At 69.3% G+C, this 20,501-nt stretch carries 16 protein-coding genes; 13 read left to right on the top strand and 3 right to left on the bottom strand.

Annotated elements, in window-relative coordinates; translation table 11 throughout:
• The first annotated feature begins 103 nt into the window (after nucleotides 1–103).
• Entirely contained in the window at nucleotides 104–541 is a 438-nt protein-coding gene (locus EV137_RS06730; RefSeq protein ID WP_133998709.1) for a GNAT family N-acetyltransferase, read from the top strand.
• Here the strand turns inward: EV137_RS06730 and EV137_RS06725 are convergent.
• From EV137_RS06725 to EV137_RS06715, 3 genes are all read right to left on the bottom strand, one after another.
• Nucleotides 538–2,856: a transglutaminase TgpA family protein gene (locus tag EV137_RS06725; RefSeq protein ID WP_238175133.1), complete on the bottom strand. Its 2,319-nt coding sequence runs from the start codon at nucleotides 2,854–2,856 to the stop codon at nucleotides 538–540. The genes EV137_RS06730 and EV137_RS06725 overlap by 4 nt on opposite strands.
• 97 nt (nucleotides 2,857–2,953) lie before the next feature.
• Complete coding sequence (locus EV137_RS06720; RefSeq protein ID WP_133998703.1) at nucleotides 2,954–4,240, bottom strand: DUF58 domain-containing protein; 1,287 nt, start codon at nucleotides 4,238–4,240, stop codon at nucleotides 2,954–2,956.
• 3 nt (nucleotides 4,241–4,243) lie between these two features.
• Nucleotides 4,244–5,149 carry an AAA family ATPase gene (locus EV137_RS06715; RefSeq protein ID WP_238151032.1) on the bottom strand — a complete coding sequence of 302 codons (906 nt, stop codon included), beginning with the start codon at nucleotides 5,147–5,149 and terminating at the stop codon, nucleotides 4,244–4,246.
• 569 nt (nucleotides 5,150–5,718) lie between these two features.
• Between EV137_RS06715 and mraZ the strand changes: the two genes are divergently transcribed.
• The 12 genes from mraZ (at nucleotide 5,719) to EV137_RS06655 (ending at nucleotide 20,473) form a co-directional block, all read left to right on the top strand.
• Nucleotides 5,719–6,150: a division/cell wall cluster transcriptional repressor MraZ gene (gene mraZ, locus EV137_RS06710; RefSeq protein ID WP_131341982.1), complete on the top strand. Its 432-nt coding sequence runs from the start codon at nucleotides 5,719–5,721 to the stop codon at nucleotides 6,148–6,150.
• A gap of 243 nt (nucleotides 6,151–6,393) precedes the next feature.
• Nucleotides 6,394–7,359 (top strand): 16S rRNA (cytosine(1402)-N(4))-methyltransferase RsmH, encoded by a 966-nt coding sequence (gene rsmH, locus EV137_RS06705; protein ID WP_133998699.1) that lies wholly within the window; start codon nucleotides 6,394–6,396, stop codon nucleotides 7,357–7,359.
• Complete coding sequence (ftsL, locus tag EV137_RS06700) at nucleotides 7,359–7,997, top strand: cell division protein FtsL (RefSeq protein WP_202870826.1); 639 nt, start codon at nucleotides 7,359–7,361, stop codon at nucleotides 7,995–7,997. The genes rsmH and ftsL overlap by 1 nt, the downstream gene beginning before the upstream one ends.
• Before the next feature lie 4 nt (nucleotides 7,998–8,001).
• Nucleotides 8,002–10,245, top strand: coding sequence for a peptidoglycan D,D-transpeptidase FtsI family protein (locus tag EV137_RS06695; RefSeq protein WP_238175132.1), 2,244 nt, complete (start codon nucleotides 8,002–8,004; stop codon nucleotides 10,243–10,245).
• Nucleotides 10,246–10,325: 80 nt separating this feature from the next.
• Nucleotides 10,326–11,852 (top strand): UDP-N-acetylmuramoyl-L-alanyl-D-glutamate--2,6-diaminopimelate ligase, encoded by a 1,527-nt coding sequence (locus EV137_RS06690; protein ID WP_134127208.1) that lies wholly within the window; start codon nucleotides 10,326–10,328, stop codon nucleotides 11,850–11,852.
• Nucleotides 11,849–13,240 carry a UDP-N-acetylmuramoyl-tripeptide--D-alanyl-D-alanine ligase gene (locus EV137_RS06685; protein WP_134127206.1) on the top strand — a complete coding sequence of 464 codons (1,392 nt, stop codon included), beginning with the start codon at nucleotides 11,849–11,851 and terminating at the stop codon, nucleotides 13,238–13,240. The genes EV137_RS06690 and EV137_RS06685 overlap by 4 nt, the downstream gene beginning before the upstream one ends.
• Nucleotides 13,237–14,313 (top strand): phospho-N-acetylmuramoyl-pentapeptide-transferase, encoded by a 1,077-nt coding sequence (mraY, locus tag EV137_RS06680; RefSeq protein ID WP_133998687.1) that lies wholly within the window; start codon nucleotides 13,237–13,239, stop codon nucleotides 14,311–14,313. The genes EV137_RS06685 and mraY overlap by 4 nt, the downstream gene beginning before the upstream one ends.
• Before the next feature lie 124 nt (nucleotides 14,314–14,437).
• On the top strand, nucleotides 14,438–15,868 hold the full coding sequence (gene murD / locus EV137_RS06675) for a UDP-N-acetylmuramoyl-L-alanine--D-glutamate ligase (protein WP_375372030.1): 1,431 nt from the start codon (nucleotides 14,438–14,440) through the stop codon (nucleotides 15,866–15,868).
• A 15-nt stretch (nucleotides 15,869–15,883) separates the two neighbouring features.
• Nucleotides 15,884–17,134 carry a putative lipid II flippase FtsW gene (gene ftsW / locus EV137_RS06670; RefSeq protein WP_134127202.1) on the top strand — a complete coding sequence of 417 codons (1,251 nt, stop codon included), beginning with the start codon at nucleotides 15,884–15,886 and terminating at the stop codon, nucleotides 17,132–17,134.
• A 22-nt stretch (nucleotides 17,135–17,156) separates the two neighbouring features.
• On the top strand, nucleotides 17,157–18,245 hold the full coding sequence (murG, locus tag EV137_RS06665) for an undecaprenyldiphospho-muramoylpentapeptide beta-N-acetylglucosaminyltransferase (protein WP_134127200.1): 1,089 nt from the start codon (nucleotides 17,157–17,159) through the stop codon (nucleotides 18,243–18,245).
• Nucleotides 18,242–19,714: a UDP-N-acetylmuramate--L-alanine ligase gene (gene murC, locus EV137_RS06660; protein WP_133998674.1), complete on the top strand. Its 1,473-nt coding sequence runs from the start codon at nucleotides 18,242–18,244 to the stop codon at nucleotides 19,712–19,714. The genes murG and murC overlap by 4 nt, the downstream gene beginning before the upstream one ends.
• An 18-nt stretch (nucleotides 19,715–19,732) precedes the next feature.
• Complete coding sequence (locus EV137_RS06655; RefSeq protein WP_134127198.1) at nucleotides 19,733–20,473, top strand: cell division protein FtsQ/DivIB; 741 nt, start codon at nucleotides 19,733–19,735, stop codon at nucleotides 20,471–20,473.
• Nucleotides 20,474–20,501: the final 28 nt, after the last annotated feature.

The following is a 20,501-nucleotide window of genomic DNA, read 5'->3' as shown; positions in this document are numbered from 1 at the left end:
CGCGACCCTGATCTTCGACCACACCCGTGCCCTGGTGGAGCGGGTGTGGTTCTTTTTGTCCCATCACCGCACCCCGGCCCCGTGAGCATGGCACTGTTCTCCCATGCTCACCATCGGACGCCTCGAGCAGGCTGACCGCGACGTCTGGCAGACCTTGTTCGCCGGCTACAACGAGTTCTACGGCCGCACGATGCCGGACGAGTTCTTCGAGCACGCGTGGACCAGGTTCGAGCGTGACGAGGAGGTACACGCGCTCGGGGCACGCCTGGACGGAAAGCTGGTCGGGATCGTGCACTTCCTGACCCACGCGAGTACGACGGCGCCCGACTCCTGCTATCTGCAAGATCTGTTCACGGCGCCGGAGGCCCGCGGTCGCGGTGCGGCGCGAGCGCTCATCGACGCCGTCACCGAGTGGGCCCGCGAGCGTGCGTGCGGGCGCGTCTACTGGTCGACGCACGAGTCCAACGCCACAGCCCGCCGGCTCTACGACCAGGTGGCCGAGAACCGGGGATTCATCCTCTACCAGATCCCGCTCAGCTAGTTGGTGCGCGCCCGCTTCGGGAGGAGTCCGGAGCGGAGACGGGCCAGGAGCAGGTCGAACTCGTCCAGGAGATCGGACGCCTCGTTGGTGCCTCGGCTGAGGTACCAACGCCAGGACGGCGGCAGCAGCCGCGCCCGCCAGCGGCGACGGACACGGGCCCGCGACCAGAGCGCTTGCCGTACGGCGGTTGCGTCGTCGCGAAGGTCCAGCTCGAGATCCGTGTCTCCGGCGTACCGCATCGCCTCGATCCCGCGGGCCAGGCGGCGCGCGGACGGACGGGTGTCCTCGGGCAGCTGGGACGTCAGCCACTGGCCGGTCTGCCGTGGCGTCGAGATGTCGGACCAGTCGAGGCCCAGATCCCGCGACGTGTCCCGGATCTCCGCCCACAACCCTTCGGCTCCGGCACGTCCCGGCGGTCGCAGGAAGCGCCGTCGCCGGGTCAGTGTGCGGACCAGCCAGGGGATGCACAGCAGCAGGATCACACCGAGCCCGCCGGCGATCGCCTTGCCGCCGCCGTTGGTGAACCAGTTGCCGGAGTCAACGATCGCGGTCCCGCTGTCGCTCGGCAGGTTCGGGTCGTTCTTCGGCCTGTTGATCCCGGGGGTCTCCCGGGAGCCCGGCGTCGTCGGCACGTTGGTCGGCGCGGTCGTCGGGCTGGTCGGGTTCTCGGTCGAGGCGACCGTCCAGTTCGGCGTGGCCGCGACCCGCGCCGACGGCGTCGGCTCGAACCGGACCCAGCCGACGCCCTGGAAGTACAGCTCCGGCCAGGCGTGCATGTCGTGCATCTTGACCGTGAACTCGCCGTCCTTGCCGGCCGTTCCGGGCAGGAAGCCGATCCCGACCCGGGACGGGATCCCGATGATCCGCGCCATCAGCGCCATCCCGGTGGCGAACTGCTCGCAGTACCCCTGCTTGTTGTTCAGCAGGAAGTCCTCGAGCGCGGCCATCCCGCTGCCCTTGGAGTTCTGCGTGCTGTAGGTGAAGCCGCCGCCGCTGCGGAACCAGTTCTGGATCAGCACGGCCGCCTCGAACTTGTTGTCCTTGGCCGCGGCGGTGATCTCGGACGTCTTCTGCTTGATGTCCAGCGGCGTCTTCCCCGGTACGACGCTCGTGTACTGGTCCGGGGCGCCGGTGGTGATCGCGTCGTGCAGCTGGTCCGGGGTCGGCGTCAGGTCGTACGACGTCAGCTTGTACTTCTTGCCGCCGACGATCGACCCGTTCGACGAGACCACGTCCAGCGCGCCGGCGTCGTACCGCCAGTCACGCTTCAGCGAGATCGAGTGCAGCGGGTACGGGACCGGGACGAACTGGGAGCGGAACGTCCGGGTGACGTCGATCTCCATCGAGGACTGCTCGACCTTCGTCAGGTCGCCGGTGTAGCCCGGCGGCGGAGTCAGTTCGCCGCCGTTCAGCTTGTGTCCGGGGGAACGCGGCGCGATCCGCCAGGTGTTGCCGTCGAACAGGTCGAGCGCGGTCAGCCGCAGGTACGTGCCGCCGGTCGGGCCGCCCTTGTAGGTGAGCGCGACGACGTTCTCGCCGCGTTTCAGGTTCTTGCCCATGTCCAGCATCGGGTCGGTCGACGAGATGCTCGCGCCGATCCCGGAGCCGGTCCCGCCGCCGGCCAGGCCGTTGCCGATGACACCTTCCGGCAGCGTCGGCAGCAACGCGGGCAGCAGCGCGGCGATCGCGACCACGGTCAGCCCGATCCGCCGGCCGGCCTGACCGAGCGCCGACGCCTCGACGGGCTCGGCCGCGTCGAGGTGCGAGACACCCGAGATCCGGCGGCCCCAGCGGCTGAGCCGGCTGCGGCCTTCCGCGGACAGCAGGACGATGTAGCCGATCGCCGGCGGGATGAAGAGTAGCCACGGCAGCCCGCCGTGCACCGTCGCGGCCGGCACGGTGTACATGATCAGCAGCAGCAACCCGGACCATGCGGCCTGCCGCAGTTGGACGGCGATGATGTGGATCAGCAACCCGGTCGCCGAGATCACGGACACGGCGAACAGCGTGAGGTGCGAGTCCTGGGGCAGTGGCGCGCTGAACCGGTTGATCGAGTCCATCGCGTCGACCACCTGCGAGTTGAACTCGATCGCGGTCGCCTTCAGCGGGAACAGCCCGAACTTCATCGTGCTGTGCAGGAAGAACAGCGACAGCAGCTCGATCAGCACGAGCAGCTGGACGATCGGTACGACGATCCGCGGGGTCCGCAGGTTCTGCAACAGGACGCCGACACCGGTCACCAGCGCGCACAGGAACGCGCTGATGAACAGGAACGGCCCGGAGAACACCGGCGTGAGCACGAGCGACCCGAGCACGGTCGCTCCCCAAGCAGCAATGGAGATCCTTGCGTGACCGGTCATCGGGAGTTCCAGCCCGATGACCCGCCGCGCCGGAGGGGTGGCATATGCACTGTCATGCGATCCTTCCGCTCCGTAGTCCTAGGCCGGACCACACGGTGGGGAGGTGGTCGCCGCGGCGGACTCTGGCTACTCGCCAGCCGTTCCGGCGCAGCTCGTTCTCGGTGGCGTCCGTGGCGGCGGTCAGGCGGGCCGCCTTCTCGGTCGCCTCGGCGCCGACCGCCCAGCTGGCAGCGTCCAGGACCAGCGCGACGCCGGTCGCCTGGCTGGTCCGCCACCGGTTCAGGGCGGTGATGTCCTCGGTCCCGCAGGCGCCGAGGATCGCGATCACGAGGCTCGGATCCTGCGCGTGCCGGTCGACGGTCAGCAGCGGACCGAGCTCGGCGTACTTGTGCTCCTCGACGGTCGCGCACTCGGTCAGCAGTTGCTGTTGCGTGAGCGGCTGGTGCACCGCCGCGGAAGTGCGGTGGGTGATGGCGGACAGCGTGGTCGGCCCGCCGAGCAGCGTGGTGACGTAGCCGCGCCGCATCCGGTCGATGCCGATCGAGGCGGCCGCGCTGACCGCCCACTCCAGGCTGGACGACGGACCGTGCCCGTGGTGCGAGATCGTCCGCGCGTCCAGGAACAGCGAGCACCGGCTCTGCCAGGGCTGCTCCTCGCGGCGGACCATCAGCTCGCCGCGGCGCGCGGTCGACCGCCAGTGCACCCGGCGCAGGTCGTCGCCGTCGCGGTACTCACGGACCGTCGCGTCCTCCTCGCCGGCGGCCGCGATCGCCCGCGGCCGGTTCTCGCCCGATCCGGCCCGGTCAGCGCCCAGCCGGATCTCGGGAAGCTTGTAGACCCGCGGTGTGACCAGCAGGTGCTGGCTCCGCGTGAACGTCCGGCTCGTCTCCACCAGCCCGAACGGGTCGGCCACCGTCAGCATCAACGGCCCGACCTGGAACAGTCCCCGTACGTCGGACTTGACCGGGTAGGTGACCGTACGACGCCAGTTCGGGCTCACCCGGTCGACGACGAACCGCGGCCGATGGCCTAGTACATAAGGAATACGGTCCTCGAGCAGCAGCAGCCCCGCGGGCATCCGGCCCTGGTTGCTCAGTGTCAGCTCCACGGTCGCCTGCGTCCCGACCGGCACCTGATCCGGCGCGAGACTGCGCCGTACCTGGAGCCTCAGTCGGGTCCGGCCGACGACCAGCGCTGCCACGACCGGCAGCGCGGCCAGGAGAATGCCGACGCGCAGCAGGTCCTTCTGGCCGAGCAGCAGCGCGCACAGTGAAGCAGTGAGACCGGCCGCGACGAACGCTCGACCTCTGGTGGTCAGTCCGCGCAATGCCTGCCGCATGTCTCAGTCCCGGCGGGTGCGGGGGAGCGGCACGCTGGCGACCAGCCCGGAGATGATGTCGGCCGCACCGCGCCCACCGAGATGCGCTTCGGCCGCCGGCAGCACACGGTGCGCGAGCACCGGTACCGCGAGCTCCTGGATGTCGTCCGGCAGCACGAACTCCCGTGCGTCGAGAGCGGCGGCCGCACGGGCCGCCCGGATCAGGTGCAACGTCGACCGCGGGCTGGCGCCGAGCCGCAGCTCCTGCGAGCGGCGGGTCGCGCCGACCAGCGCAACGGCGTACTCCTTCACCGACTCGGACACGTGCACCGACTGCACCGTCTTCACCAGCCGGAGGATCTGCTGGCCGTCGGTGACCGGCTGGAGGTTCGCCAGCGGGTCGTCGGCCGCGTGCCCGTCCAGCATCCGCAGCTCGGCGGCCGGCTCCGGGTAGCCCATCGAGACGCGGGCCATGAAGCGGTCGCGCTGTGCCTCGGGCAGCGGGTACGTGCCTTCCATCTCGATCGGGTTCTGCGTCGCGATGACCATGAACGGCGACTCGAGGTGATACGTCGTGGTGTCGACGGTGACCTGGCGCTCCTCCATGGACTCCAGCAGCGCGGCCTGGGTCTTCGGCGAGGCCCGGTTGATCTCGTCGCCGACGACGATGTTCGCGAACACCGCGCCGGGCTTGAACTCGAAGTCGCGGATCTCCTGGTTGAAGACCGAGACGCCGGTGATGTCCGACGGCAGCAGGTCCGGCGTGAACTGGATCCGGCGCACGGTGCAGTCGATCGACTTCGCCAGCGCCTTGGCCAGCATCGTCTTGCCGACGCCCGGCACGTCCTCGATCAGCAGATGCCCCTCGGCCAGCAGGACCGTGATGGCGACCTCGACGACGTCGGGTTTGCCCTCGATCACCTGCTCCATGGCGCGGCGGACACGGCCCGCCACCTCGGACAGCTCGTCGAAGTCCCCGGCTCCTGCCAGCGGCGAGCTGGTCGCGGTGGTGCTCACTCGGTGTCCTCCCCATTCGTTGACTGCCGACACATTCTCACCCGCTGTAGGGGTCGGGCCTAGAGCCGCGGGAGTTTCGTTACCTGGCGTTTCGGTGTTCATGTCGGGGTTCATCGGCGCACGCCCTCACGGCGGGGTCGGAAACAAGTTCCCTCCAAGCGTACGGGCGACGAAAGCAGTGCGTGCCGCGTACGACGTTCCGACCGCCCGGAAGGTTCACGCAGATCTGCCCCGAGTGGTTCAGCCCGGTGGAGCGATGTGGTGGAGCGAAGTGGAGGAACGCGGTGGAGGGAAGTGGAGGAGGAGACGGTTGAGGCGGCAACGACACGCGGGACATCGGGCTCGGATTCAGGCGGCGCGGGGGCGGAATGGGGCGGAAGTTGGTTGACGGTGGTGGAAAGTGGAGTAAGGTGGAGCGCAGTGGAACTGAAGTGGTGGAAGCACCCGCCTGAGTCGGAGAGTCCGCAACGGGGAGGTGGAGCGTGTTCCTCGGAACGCACTTCCCCAAGCTCGACGACAAGGGACGGCTGTTCCTGCCGGCGAAGTTCCGGGACGAGCTGGCCGACGGTCTGGTGATCACGCGTGGACAGGAGCGATCGCTGTCCGTGTGGCCGGAGCGTGAGTTCGTCCAGCTGACCGAGCAGTTGAAGCAGGCTCCGATCACCAACAAGGGTGCGCGGGACTACCTACGGATGTTGTTCGCCGGCGCCTCGAACGAGATGCCGGACAAGCAGGGCCGGGTCACCATTCCGCCGATGCTGCGCGACTACGCGTCACTGGATCGCGACTGCGTCGTCATCGGGGCGATGAACCGGGTGGAGATCTGGAACACGGAGAACTGGAACAGGTACTCGCAGGAGCAGGAGCAGGCGTTCGCCGACCTGTCCGAGGAAGTACTGCCCGGCATCTTCTGAACTTCAAGCTGAACAGTGTGCGAGGACCGCGAGACACCGACCGTCCGGTGAGATCACGGGTCCGACTTCCGACCTGGAGTGTTGGCGTCACTTCCCCGGCGCCAAGACCAGCAGGTACTTCCCCGGAAGGCGTACCCGCGATCTGACCGGACGGTGCTGTCTATCGCCTGTCTGCGCACCACACATGACCTGCGGGGGCAGGGTCGCTCCCGCAGGGGCAGGGAAGTGACGGGAAGGGTCGAGATGGACGCTGCGGAGCGGCATGTGCCGGTGATGCTGGAGCGCGTGGTCGCGCTGCTGGCGCCGGCGCTCGCGCGTCCCGGGGCCGTCGTCGTCGACGCCACCCTCGGCCTCGGCGGTCATTCCGAGGCGTTCCTGCGGCAGTTCCCCGAGGTCCGGCTGATCGGCCTCGACCGGGACCCGGCCGCGCTGCGCCTGGCCGGCGACCGGCTCGCGCCGTACGCGGAGCGGATCACCCTCGTGCACGCTGTGTACGACGAATTGCCGCGGGTGCTCGAGGACCTCGACGTACCGGCCATCGACGGCATCCTGTTCGACCTGGGCGTCTCGTCGATGCAGCTGGACGAGGCCGACCGCGGTTTCGCCTACGCGCAGGACGCGCCGCTGGACATGCGGATGGACCCGACCGGCCCGACCACGGCGGCCGACATCCTCAACACCTACAGCGCGGCCGACCTGGCCCGGATCCTGTTCCAGTACGGCGAGGAGAAGTTCGCCCGCCGGATCGCGGACCGGATCGTGCGGGAGCGGGAGACCGAACCGTTCACGAACAGCGCGCGACTGTCCGAGCTGGTCCGCAACGCGATCCCGCAGGCGGCCCGCCGCACCGGGGGACACCCGGCCAAGCGGACCTTCCAGGCGTTGCGGATCGAGGTGAACGGCGAGCTCGACGTACTGCGTCGCGCGCTGCCGGCCGCGCTCGGGTCGCTCGCGCTGCACGGCCGGATCGTGGTGATGAGCTACCACTCGCTCGAGGACCGGATCACCAAGCAGGCGTTCGCGCCGGGCACCAAGTCCGACGTACCGGACGACCTGCCGGTGATCCCGGCCGGGCACGAACCGTATCTGAAGCTACTGACCCGGGGCGCCGAACGGCCGACCGAGGAGGAGGTCGCGGTCAACCCGCGCGCCGCCTCGGCTCGCGTGCGGGCGGCCGAGCGGATCCGGGAGAAGGGACTGGTCGCCTGATGAGTACTGTCTTCAGCCCGCAGAAAGCGCGGGTGACGCCGGTCGCTGGTAGCACAGGGAAGAAGACGCAGCCGCGGCTGCGGGTGGTCTACGGCGCGCCGTTCCGGCCGCCCCGGATGCCGTTCGTCATCTTCGTGGTGTCGCTGCTGGCCGCCGGACTGGTCGGTCTGCTGCTGCTGAACACGGAGCTGCAGAGCGGCACGTTCAACATCACCAAGCTGAGCTCGCAGGCCGACCAGTTGCGGGACCAGCAGGAACAGCTGGAGAAGCAGGTCCGGACGCTGGAGTCGCCGCAGAACCTGTCCGACCGTGCGCTGCGGCTCGGCATGGTGCCGAATCCGAACCCGGTGTTCCTGCGGCTGTCCGACGGCCGTGTGCTCGGCGTACCGGCGGAAGGCAAGGCCGGGGCCGGTACGGCGATGTTCGGCCCGAGCACGCCGACCGGCAAGGCGACCACCAAGCCGGTGACGCCCGTGAAGCCGGTGACGCCCGTGAAGCCGGTGACACCGGTCAAGCCGGTCACTCCGGTGAAGCCGCAGACCAGCACGAAGCCGCCCACGAGCACGACCAAGCCGCCGACCGGCACCACCAAGCCGCCGGCCACGACGAAGAAGCCCGCCACGACCACACGGGGATGATCGGATGACGGACCGACGGGGAAACGAGCCGCCACGCAAGCGTGGTGCCGCACCGGGCCGAGGGAACCCGCCCAGCAAGGCTCAGCCCCGTCGTCCATCCGCTACGGACAGTGGCCGCACCACCCCGCAACGGCCCGAGTCCACCCGCGAACGCCTCCTCCGCAAAGCCCGCGAGGAGCAGGAGCGCGCACAGGCGGCGGCTGCACCACGCCCGGTGAAGAAGGCCGCCGCGAGGCGACCGCCGGCTCCTCGCAAGCAGACTCCTGCTGCAAAGAAGACACCTGCAAAGAAGACAGCCGCCAAGAAGACTGCCGCCAAGAAGACCGGTGAGCGACCGGTCAAGAAGGTCGCGGCCAAGCGGCCGGTCAAGAAGACCTCCGGGAAGAAGCGGCCGCCGCAGAACAGGCCCGCGCCACGGCCGAAGAAGCGGAAGGTCAAGAAGGCGCCACGGATGCTGCGGCTCGGCCGGCCGGCGCTGCGGCTGCGGATGACCTTCGGGGTGATGGCGTTCGTCCTGTCGCTGTTCGCCGGGCGCCTCGTGCTGCTCCAGGGCGTGGACCCGGACAGCTACGCGCAGGCGGCGACCAAGGAGAACGCCCGGTCGTACATCCTGCACGCGAGCCGCGGCACCATCGAGGACCGCAACGGCGTCGAGTTGGCGGTCACCGAGGACGCCGTCGCGATCACTGCGGACCCGCAGCAGACCAAGCCCGTGGCGCAGCAGCTGGCCGCGATCCTGGCCCCGAAGCTGCCCGGTACGACGACCGCGAAGCTGGTCGCCGCGATGTCGGGCACCGGCCGCTTCACGTACCTCGCGCGCCAGGTGAGCCCGACGGTCTGGAGCACGATCCAGGCCGAGATCAAGGCCGCGAACGTGCCCATCGCCGAGCAGAACAAGGGCAAGCCGAAGGAGCAGCAGGCCCCGATGCTGGCGGGGCTGTACACCGAGGAAGACCCGATCCGCAGCCACCCGAACGGCAGCATCGCCGCCACCCTGGTCGGCGTGACCGGCTCCGACGGCAAGGGCCAGTCCGGTCTCGAGTACGGACTGAACGACAAGCTGTCCGGTAAGGACGGCCAGGCGATGTACGAGGTCGATGCCAGGGGCAACAAGATCCCGAACGCGAACCACACCGTGCAGGAGCCGAAGCCCGGTCTGGGTGTCCAGCTGACCCTCGACAGCGACCTGCAGTACTTCGCCGAGAAACGGATCCAGAAGGCGGTCGAGGACTACAAGGCCAGCGCCGGCACGGTGGTCGTGATGGACGTGAAGTCCGGGGAGCTGATGGCGATGGCCAACTACCCGAGCTTCGATCCGAACAAGAAGTACACGTCGGCGGACCTGAACAACCCGGCCCTGGAGCGCAGCTACGAACCGGGCAGCGTGCAGAAGGTGGTCACGATGGCCGCCCTGGCCGACGCCGGGATCATCGACCTGAACACCAAGCTGCAGGTTCCCGGCAGCATCGAGGTGCAGCGCCGGATCATCAAGGACCACTGGTCGCACGACACGATGAACCTGACCATCTCCGGGGTGATCGCGAAGTCGTCGAACGTCGGCACGATCATGGCCGCGCAGAAGATGCCGATCGCGCAGTTCGTGAAGTACCTGCACGACTTCGGCTTCGGCGAGCCGACCGGGCTGAACTTCCCGGGCGAGACGAAGGGCCGGCTGTCGCCGGGTGACGAGTGGCCCGAGATCACCCGCTCGAACGTCGCGTTCGGCCAGGGGCTGTCGGTGAACGCCGTCCAGGAGGCCGCCGCGGTGAACGCGGTCGCGAACGGCGGTGTGTACGTGCCGCCGAAGGTGGTCCGCAACTACATCGACGCGAACGGCTCCCTGATCCCGAACCAGACCGCGCCGGCCCGCCGGGTGGTCAGCGAGAAGGCCGCCAAGGAAGTCACCACGATGATGGAAGCGGTGACCGCGAAGAAGGGCACCGCCCCGCAGGCCGCGATCGACGGCTACCTCGTGGCCGGCAAGACCGGTACCGCGCAGCAGGTCGTTCCGGGGACCGGCAAGTACGGCGCCTGGGCGACTTCTTTCGCCGGATTCGCTCCTGCGGACAACCCACGGTTCGTGACGTACGTCGTACTGCACGATCCCCAGGGTGCCCGGGGTGGTGGTCTCCAAGGAGGACCGGTGTTCCGAGACGTGATGAGCTACGCGCTGCAGAAGTACGTCGTCCCGCCGACCGGGGCGCAGCAGCCGAACATCCCGCTGACATGGACCTCATCGAAGCGGTGACGCCCAGCCTGGTGGGCCACAGCCTGGTGACGCAGGGTCAGATAGGAGTCACAGGGTCCGGAGCGGTAGCCTCAGGGCCCGTGTCCACCCCTACCGCCGCCGGCGGCGCGGTCGCAGCGATCAGGCCTCGGCACGTCGTGCCGGTCAGCCTCGCCGACCTCGCGAGCGTCGCACATGTTCCGGTCCCGGCAATGTCGCCGGCGACCGTGACCGGCGTTTCCCTCGACTCGCGTTCCATCCTTCCCGGCGACCTGTACGCCGCGCTGCCCGGCGCGGTCACGCACGGCGCGGAGTTCGTCGCGAGAGCCCAGCAGGCCGGTGCGGTCGCCGTACTGACCGACCCGGCCGGCGCGGACCGCGCTGCGGCAACCGGTCTTCCGGTGCTGGTCGCCGACCGGCCGCGGAGCGTCCTCGGCGCGATCGCGTCGCGCATCTACGGCGAGCCGACCAGTGAGCTCCGGTTGCTCGGCGTGACCGGCACCAACGGGAAGACCACCACCAGTTTCCTGCTGGACTCCGTACTGCGGGGGCTCGGTCCGACGGCGCTCATCGGGACGATCCAGACCCGCATCGGCGACGAGGTCGTGAAGAGCGTCCGGACCACTCCGGAGGCCACCGACCTGCAGGCGCTGTTCGCGGTAATGCGGGAACGGGCGGTGGCGTGGTGCTCGATGGAGGTGTCGAGCCACGCGCTGGCGCTGGGCCGCGTCGACGGGGCGCGGTTCGCGGTCGCCGGGTTCCTGAACCTCACGCAGGACCACCTGGATTTCCACAAGACGTTCGAGGAGTACTTCCAGGCGAAGGCGTCGTTGTTCACCCCGGAGCGGTGCGATGTCGCGGTGGTGACGATCGACGACGAGTACGGGCGCCGGCTCGCCGCGCAGACCGTCGTACCACTGGTCACGGTGTCGACGACCGGTGCCGCCGACTGGACGGTCGCCGGCCGGCACCGGTCCGAGCACGGTACGACGGTGCTCGACATCCAGGGGCCGAACGAGACGCTGACCGTGGAGATCGCGCTGCCGGGTGACTTCAACGTCGCCAACGCCCTGCTCGCCACGGCGATGCTGCGGCAGGTCGGCGTACCCGCCGAGGCGATCGCGGCCGGGTTGCGGACCGCTGCCGTACCGGGGCGGATGGAGACGTTCACCCGTGCGGACGGGCTGGCGGTGATCGTGGACTACGCGCATACGCCGGACGCGGTCGCGCTGGCGCTGAGGGCCGCGCGGACTGCGACGAAGGGCCGGCTGTTCGCGGTCGTCGGCTGCGGTGGTGACCGGGACCCGGGGAAGCGGCCCGCGATGGGCGCCGAGGCGGCCAAAGCCGCGGACGTCGTGATCGTCACCGACGACAACCCGCGCAGCGAGGACCCGGCCGCGATCCGGGCCGCCGCGCTCGCGGGAGCCCGGGAGGCCGTTCCGGGCGCCGACCTGCACGAGATCGGCGACCGCCGGCAGGCGATCGCGTCGGCCATCGAGCTGGCCGGCCCGGGCGACACCGTCGTCGTCCTCGGCAAGGGTCATGAGACGGGCCAGGACGTCGGCGGTGTGATCCATCCGTTCGACGACCGCGAAACTGTGCGTGAGCTGTTGGAGGCAGACCGGTGATCCCTGTCAGTTGCGGCGAGATCGCCGACGCCGTCCGCGGCGAGCTCGTGGGCGTCGAGCCCGCGGCCGTTGTGGACGGCGCGGTGGTGATCGACTCACGAGCCGCTGGGCCGGGTGGACTGTTCGTCGCCCTGCCCGGTGAACGCGTGGACGGCCACGACTTCGTCGGCGCGGCGACCGCGGCCGGCGTCATGGTCTCGCTCACCACGCGGCCGATCGAGGGCAGCCCGTGCATCGTCGTCGACGACGCGCAGCGGGCGCTCGGCGACCTGGCGCGCCACGTCATCGGCAAGCTGCCCGATCTGACCGTGATCGCGCTGACCGGATCCTCGGGCAAGACCAGCACCAAGGACCTGATCGGGCAGCTGATCCGCCCGTACGGCGAGACCGTGGTGCCGGAAGGCTCGTTCAACAACGAGATCGGGCACCCGCTGACCGCACTGCAGGCGACCGCGACAACGAAGTACCTGATCGCCGAGATGGGGGTGCGGAGCCTGGGCGACATCACCTACCTGACCGGGATCACGCCGCCGCAGATCGGCCTGGTGCTGAACGTCGGCACCTCGCACATCGGCAAGCTCGGCTCCCAGGACAACATCGCGCTCGCCAAGGGCGAGATGATCGAGGCTGTCAGGCCGGGCGGCACCGCCATCCTGAACGCCGACGACCACCGGGTCGCCGCCATGCGCAGCCGGACTCGGCAGCAGGTGCTGACGTTCGGCGAGGCGCCGGAGTCCGAGGTCCGGGCCACGGACGTGAAGATCGACGGCGAGGGACGGCCCGCATTCACGCTGCAGATCGGCGATTTCAGCGCCCCCGTCCAGCTGCAGTTCATCGGCGAGCACTACGTCTCGAACGCGCTGGCCGCCGCGGCGGTCTGCGTCGCGATCGGTCTGACGCCGGAGCAGATCACCGACGGCCTGAACGCCGCGGAGCGGGTGTCCGCGGCGCGGATGGAGCTGACCGAGCGGCCGGACGGCGTGACGATCATCAACGACGCGTTCAACGCGAACCCGGAGTCGACCCGCGCGGCCCTGAAGTCCTTGGCCGCGATCGGCCGGTCCCGCGGTGCGCGGACCTGGGCGGTGCTCGGCGAGATGCTCGAGCTCGGCGACACCTCGGCCGACGAGCACGACGCGATCGGCCGGCTGGCTGTCCGGCTGGACGTGAACCGGCTGCTCGTGGTGGGCGAGGGCGCGAAACCGATCCACCTCGGCGCCTCGCTGGAAGGTTCGTGGGGCAACGAGTCCGCGTTCGTCGAGACCATCCCCGAGGCGCTGGAGTTGCTGCGCCAAGAGCTCCGCGCGGGTGACGTCGTACTGGTCAAGTCGTCGAAGGCGGCGAAACTGCGCAGCCTCGCCGACGCGCTGGTGGAGGACGCCCAGTGATCTCGATCCTGTTCGGCGGCGCCGTCGCGATGGTGCTGACGCTGCTCGGCACCCGGTACGCGATCAAGTGGCTGGCCAGCCGCGGCTACGGCCAGGAGATCCGTGACGACGGGCTGAAGTCGCATCAGGTCAAGCGCGGTACGCCGACCATGGGCGGCACCGTGTTCATCGCCGCGACCATCGTCGGGTACTTCGCGGCGAAGTTGTTCACCATGACGCCGCCGAGCGCCTCGGCGATCCTGGTGCTGTTCCTGTTCGCCGGCATGGGCGCGGTCGGCTTCGTGGACGACTTCATCAAGATCTTCCGGCAGCGCAGCCTCGGCCTGCGCAGCAAGGCGAAACTGGCCGGCCAGACCATGGTCGCGGTGGTGTTCGCGGTGCTCGCGCTGCAGTTCCCGGACGACCGCGGGCAGCGGCCGGCGTCGCCGTTCATCTCGTTCATCCGCGACATCGGCTGGCTGGAACTGCCGTTGATCGTGGTGGTGATCTGGATCCTGCTGCTGATCGCCGGCATGTCGAACGGCGTCAACCTCGCCGACGGCCTGGACGGGCTGGCCACCGGCGCGTCGATGATGGTGTTCGGCGCCTACACACTGATCTGCATCTGGCAGTTCGGCCAGAGCTGCCAGACCGCTCCGGGCACCAAGTGTTACGAGGTGCGAGATCCGCACGACCTGGCCGTGGTCGCCGCCTGTTTGACCGGGGCGCTGTTCGGGTTCCTGTGGTGGAACGCGTCACCGGCCAAGATCTTCATGGGCGACACCGGGTCTCTGTCCCTGGGCGGCGCGCTGGCCGGGATGGCCGTGATGACCCGGACCGAGCTGCTGGTGCTGCTGCTCGGCGGCCTGTTCGTCCTCATCACCGCCTCGGTGATCCTGCAGGTCGGCTACTTCAAGATCACCAAGCGCACCGCCGGCGTCGGCAAACGGCTCTTCCGGATGGCGCCGTTGCAGCATCACTTCGAGATGCTCGGCTGGGAACAGGTGAACGTGGTGATCCGCTTCTGGATCATCCAAGGGCTGTTCGTGGTGATCGGACTCGGGGTCTTCTACGCGGAATGGGTGACCGGATGAGCTGTGTTGAATTGCCGCGACTCCGTCGCGGCGGGTCACGGGGCTGTTGCTCCCGGTCTTCCCTCGTCGCTCTGGTCGCTACGCTCCCGCCGCTCCTCAGTCCAGACCGGGAGGCCCCGTGACCATGGAGACACGCACGTCCGACGGCTGGGCGACGACCCGGTTCGTCGTGCTCGGCTTCGGTACGGCGGGCTACGCCTGCGCCGACTCCCTGATCCAGGCCGGCGCCGAGCACCTCGTCGTCCTCGACGACCGGGACACCGAGGCACTGCGCGAGAAGGCGCAGATCCTCGAGACGCTCGGCGCCACGATCACCCTCGGCCCGGGCAGTACGACGGAACTCCCGAAGGACGTCGACGTCGTCGTCACGTCGCCCGGCGTACCGCCGCACGCGCCGCTGCTCGCGCAGGCAGCCGAGCGGGACGTGCCGATCTGGAGCGAGATCGAGCTGGCCTGGCGGCTGCGGGATCCGGCCAACGCCGCGCCGTGGCTGTGCATCACCGGCACCAACGGCAAGACCACGACCGTGCAGATGCTGACCGCGATCCTGCAGGCGGCCGGCCACCGGGCCGTTGCCGCGGGCAACGTCGGGCTACCGTTGCTCGAGGTCGTGATGGACCCCGAGCCGTACGACGTGATCGCGGTCGAACTCTCGTCGTACCAGCTGCACTTCACGCACTCGATGTCGGCGCACTCGGCCGCCGTGCTGAACATCGCGCCGGACCACGTCGACTGGCACGGTTCGCTCGAGGCGTATGCGCAGGACAAGGGCCGGATCTACGAGAACTGCCAGGTCGCGTGCGTGTACAACGTCGCGGACCCGGCCACCGAGCACCTGGTCGAGCATGCCGACGTGATCGAGGGCTGCCGCGCGATCGGCTTCACCCTCGGTACGCCGGGCCTCTCGATGCTCGGCCTCGTCGACGACCTGCTCGTCGACCGCGCGTTCGTGGAGCAGCGCGCCACGTCGGCTCTGGAGCTCGCGAGCCTTTCCGACATCACACCGCCCGCGCCGCACAACGTGGCGAACGCGCTGGCGGCAGCGGCGCTTGCTCGCGCGTTCGGCGTACCGGCGACCGCGATCCGCGACGGGCTGCGCGGGTTCCGGCCCGACAAGCACCGCATCGCGCACGTCGCGGAAGTTGCCGGGGTCAACTATGTCGACGACTCGAAGGCCACCAACCCGCATGCCGCACAGGCGTCGTTGCTCGCCTACGAGCACGTGGTGTGGATCGCCGGAGGTCAGGCGAAGGGCGCGACCTTCGACGAGCTCGTCGTCGCGGCACGCCAACGTTTGCGCGCCGTCGTACTGCTGGGACAGGACAAGGACGTGATCGCCGAAGCTCTGGAGCGACACGCACCGGATGTCCCGAGGATCGTCGTCGAGTCAACGGACACTGGAGCCATGGAGATCGTGGTGGGGGAGGCGGCGAAGCTCGCACAGGTGGGTGACACCGTGCTGCTCGCACCCGGCTGCGCATCCTGGGACATGTTCGCCAACTACGGAGCCCGCGGCGACGCCTTCGCCGAAGCAGTTCGCTCCCTCGCCAACTGATCCGGAGGTGATCGCGTGACGTCGATCGCAGATCAGCCGGACCAGAAGAAACAGGGCAGCGAGCGCGCGTGGATCGCGGCGATCAGGGACGTGCTGGACCGGCCGCTGACGTCGTACCACATCGTGCTCGGCGCGACCGGCCTGCTGCTGGTGCTCGGCCTGATGATGGTGCTGTCGGCGTCCAGCGTGCTGTCGCTGCGCGCGAACGGCAACAGCTACACGATCTTCGTCCGCCAGGTCATCTGGGTCGGTGTCGGCCTGCCGATGGCGTACGTCGCCTCCCGGATGACACCGCGGCACTTCCGCATGCTCGCGTACGTCGCTCTGCTCGGCTCGATGTTCCTGCTCGTGCTGACCTACATCCCGGGCCTCGGCGTCGGTGTGAACGGCAACACCAACTGGCTGAATCTCGGCGGTCCGCTGCAGATCCAGCCGAGTGAGTTCGCCAAGCTGGCCCTGGTGATGTGGTGTGCGGACCTGTACGCCCGCAAGGAGAAGCTGCTCACCCAGTGGAAGCACCTGCTGATCCCGATGGTGCCGGTGTGCGGACTGGTCATCGCGCTGATCGTCGGTCAGCGCGACCTCGGCACCGCACTGGTGCTGATGGCGGTGATGATCGGCATGATCTGGATCGTCGGCGCGCCGACCCGGCTGTTCGTCGCGACGATCGTGGTGGTCGGCGGGGTCGCGACGTACTTCGTCCTCACGGCGAAGCACCGGATGGACCGGGTCTCGTCGTTCATGGATCCGTTCACCGACCCGTCCGGGATCGGCTGGCAGGCGTACCACTCGTTCTACGCGCTCTCGACCGGTGGCTGGTGGGGCGTCGGGATCGGCAACAGCCGGCAGAAGTGGGGCAACCTGCCGGAGGCGCACACCGACTTCATCTTCTCGGTGATCGGTGAGGAGCTCGGCCTGGTCGGGTCGCTCACCGTGCTCGCCCTGTTCCTCACCCTGGCCTACGCCGGGGTGCGGATCGCGACCCGGAACACCGAGCCGTTCGTCCGCTATGCGGCGGCCGGGATCACGATCTGGATCATGGCGCAGACGCTGGTCAACCTCGGCGCCGTGATCGGACTGCTACCCATCGTGGGTATCCCGCTCCCGCTTTTGTCGTACGGTGGTTCCGCACTGCTGCCGACGCTGATCGCGATCGGCATGCTGCTGTCCTTCGCGAAGGCCGAGCCCGGCGCGCAGGCCGCCCTGAAAGAGACCCGGCGACCTCGTTTCGGCTGGCTGCCTTCGCGGCGTATGTCGTACAAATGAACCCGCGGGAGCGTTGAAAGCTGTGCCCAGCATTGTTCTGGCAGGTGGCGGTAGCGCCGGCCACACCTCACCCCTGATCGCCACGGCAGACGCCCTGCGCCGGATCGACCCGACGATCGAGATCATCGCCCTCGGGACCGAGCGCGGCCTCGAGACCCGCGTGATCCCCGAGGCCGGGTACCGGCTCGAGCTGATCCCGCCGGTGCCGCTGCCGCGCAAGCCCACGCCCGCGCTCTTGGTTGTTCCCGGAAAGCTGCTGTCCTCGGTGAGCGCGGCCAGGAAGGTGCTCGACGAGGCGAAGGCGGACGTGCTGGTCGGCTTCGGCGGCTACGTCTCCACCCCGGCGTACGTCGCCGCCTGGCGGCGGAAGACCCCGATCGTGGTGCACGAGGGGAACGCCGTCCCGGGGATCGCGAACAAGTTCGCCGCCCGGTACTGCACGCAGCACGTGAAGACCTCGTTCCCGGGCACCGACCTGCCGCACGCCGAGTACGTCGGCCTGCCGATCCGGCGGGCGATCTCGACGCTGGACCGGGCCGCGCTGCGCGCCGAGGCCCGGCAGTTCTTCGGCCTCGACCCGGACGCGCCGACGCTGTTCGTGACCGGCGGCTCGCAGGGCGCTCAGCGGATCAACGAGTCGGTCTCGGGCGCCGCCGCGGACCTGCAGGCGGCCGGGATCCAGGTCCTGCACGCGATCGGCCCGAAGAACACCCTCGAGGTGCCGCAGACCGGTCCGCTCCCGTACGTCGTACTGAACTACGTCGACCGGATGGACCTCGCGTACGCCGCCGCGGACCTGGTGGTGTGCCGCTCGGGTGCGAACACGGTCACCGAGGTGTCCGGTGTCGGCCTGCCCGCGATCTACGTCCCGCTGCCGATCGGTAACGGTGAGCAAAGACTGAACGCGAAGCCGGTCGTCGACGTCAGTGGAGGTGTGCTGATCGACAACGCCGAGCTGACCGCGGACTGGGTGCGCGCGAACGTGCCGCAACTTCTGCTCGACCGCGAGCGTCTGACAGCCATGTCCACAGCTGCGACCGGTGTGATCCGGACCGACGCCGACGACCGATTGGCGCGGATCATCCTCGATGTGGTGAGGTCTGCGTCGTGATCGTCACCGCACCTGACACGCTGCAACCGGCCGAGAAGCTGGGCAGGGTGCACTTCGTGGGAATCGGCGGCGCCGGCATGTCCGGGATCGCCCGGATCATGGCGTCGCGCGGGATCGAGGTGTCCGGCTCGGACGCCAAGGACGGCAAGGTGCTCGCAGCGCTCCGCGCGCTCGGCGCGACCTGCTGGGTCGGCCACGCCGCCGAGCACGTGAAGGACGTCGACACCGTGGTGGTGTCGACCGCTATCCGCGAGACCAACCCCGAGGTCGTCGCCGCCCGCGCGGCCGGGATCCCGATCCTGCCGCGGGCCGCCGCGCTCGCGTCGGTGATGGTCGGCCGCCGGACGATCGCGGTCGCCGGCACGCACGGCAAGACCACGACCACCTCGATGCTGACCGTCGCGCTGCAGCACTGCGGCACGGACCCGTCGTACGCGATCGGCGGCAACCTGAACGAGTCCGGGTCGAACGCCCACGACGGCACCGGCGACCTGTTCGTCGCCGAGGCGGACGAGTCGGACAAGTCGTTCCTGACCTACGGGCCCGAGGTGTCGATCGTCACGTCGGTCGAGCCGGACCACCTGGACAACTACGGCGACGAGGCCAGCTACCGGAAGGCGTTCGAGGAGTTCTGCGGCCGGGTCCTGCCCGGCGGGTTCATGGTGATCTGCCAGGACGACGCGGGCGCCCGCGCGCTGGCGTCGTACGCGCGGGACCGCGGAATCGACGTCCGGACGTACGGCGAGGCCGGGGACGCGGACCTGCGCGTCACCGAGATCACCGCCACCGGGGCGACGCAGTCGTTCGTGCCGGTGTACCGCGGACGCAAGCTGCCCGTCGTGAACCTGCAGCAGGCCGGCAAGCACAACGCGCTGAACGCGTCGGCGGCTTTGACCGTCGGGCTCGGGCTCGGGTTCTCCGCGGCCGACCTGGCCGAGGGGCTGGCGTCGTTCACGGGCACCGGCCGGCGGTTCGAGTTCAAGGGTCTCGAGGACGGCGTGCGGGTGTTCGACTCGTACGCGCACCACCCGACCGAGCTGGCCGTCGACCTGACCGCGGCTCGCCAGGTGGCAGGGGAGGGGCGTGTGATCGCGTGCTTCCAGCCGCACCTGTTCAGCCGGACCCGGATCTTCGCCACCGAGTTCTCCGAGGCGCTGGCACTGGCCGACGAGGTCGTGGTGATGGACATCTTCGCGGCCCGCGAGGACCCGGAGCCCGGTGTCACCGGCGCCCTGATCGCGAACCACGTGCCGCTGAAACCCGAGCAGGTGCGGTTCGAGCCGTCGTGGTCCGCCGTACCGCAGCTGGTCACGGACCTCGCCCAGGCGGGCGACCTGGTGGTGACGCTGGGCGCAGGCGACGTGACGCTGATCGGCCCGGAAGTCGTTGGTCTGCTGGCCGAACGCGCCAGTGCTCGTGAATCGGCCCGCGAGCCTTCCGAGGCAACGCCGGTACCTGTGGTGGAGTAAAAGGGTGGGGTTTGTTGAATGAGCCAGAGCGTCGATCTGGCTCGGGCACAGCAGAAGTTCGCGCGCCGGCAACGGCTGGTGCGGTGGCGGAGCTGGTTGCCCTGGGCCATCGGCGGCGGACTGGTCGTGCTGGCCGGTCTGGTCGTCTGGCTGTTCTACTTCTCCTCCGCGTTCGCGGTCTCCGGGGTCCGGATCAGCGGTGCCGACACGGTGCCGGTGGCAACGATCGAGCAGGTCGCGGCCGCGCCGACGGGTACACCGCTGGCCAAGGTCGACCTGCGGTCGATCGCGGACCGGGTGCGGACGATTCCGGCGGTCGCGGACGCGCAGGTGACCCGGGCATGGCCGCGCAAGATCGTGATCGTGGTCACCGAGCGGGTCCCGGTCGTGGTGGTCACCGACGGCTCGCGGTACGAGTTGGTGGACGCGACGGGTACGACGTACCGCACGGTGCCGGACCGGCCGGCCGGGCTGCCGGAGGCGAAGGTGACGGGGGTCCGGCGGGACGTCACGATCCACTCGGTGGTGACGGTGTCGGCGGCCCTTCCGGACACGCTGCGGGCGCAGGTGGGGTCGATCTCGGCGGCGTCGCCGGACTCGATCACCCTCAACCTCAGCTCCGGCGTCAAGGTCGTTTGGGGTAGTTCCGATGACAGTGAGCGCAAGGCCGAGGTACTCAGCGTGCTGATGAAGCGGCAGGCGAAGGTGTACGACGTCTCGGCGCCCGATCTTCCTGTCACCAAAGGGGAAAAGCGGTGACGGATCACATCGCGGTATGGGCGGCGAG

This window comes from Kribbella pratensis (assembly GCF_004366075.1).
In the GTDB taxonomy this organism is placed as follows: Bacteria; Actinomycetota; Actinomycetes; order Propionibacteriales; family Kribbellaceae; genus Kribbella; species Kribbella pratensis.
This window is presented reverse-complemented; position numbering and strand designations above follow the sequence as displayed.

What these genes read in the sequence shown, in the direction of transcription:
- EV137_RS06730 (WP_133998709.1), top strand. Translation starts at nt 104, where the DNA reads ATGCTCACCATCGGACGCCTCGAGCAGGCTGACCGCGACGTCTGGCAG.
- EV137_RS06720 (WP_133998703.1), bottom strand. Translation starts at nt 4,240, where the DNA reads ATGCGGCAGGCATTGCGCGGACTGACCACCAGAGGTCGAGCGTTCGTC.
- EV137_RS06715 (WP_238151032.1), bottom strand. Translation starts at nt 5,149, where the DNA reads ATGGAGCAGGTGATCGAGGGCAAACCCGACGTCGTCGAGGTCGCCATC.
- rsmH (WP_133998699.1), top strand. Translation starts at nt 6,394, where the DNA reads ATGGACGCTGCGGAGCGGCATGTGCCGGTGATGCTGGAGCGCGTGGTC.
- ftsL (WP_202870826.1), top strand. Translation starts at nt 7,359, where the DNA reads ATGAGTACTGTCTTCAGCCCGCAGAAAGCGCGGGTGACGCCGGTCGCT.
- EV137_RS06695 (WP_238175132.1), top strand. Translation starts at nt 8,002, where the DNA reads ATGACGGACCGACGGGGAAACGAGCCGCCACGCAAGCGTGGTGCCGCA.
- murD (WP_375372030.1), top strand. Translation starts at nt 14,438, where the DNA reads ATGGAGACACGCACGTCCGACGGCTGGGCGACGACCCGGTTCGTCGTG.
- EV137_RS06655 (WP_134127198.1), top strand. Translation starts at nt 19,733, where the DNA reads ATGAGCCAGAGCGTCGATCTGGCTCGGGCACAGCAGAAGTTCGCGCGC.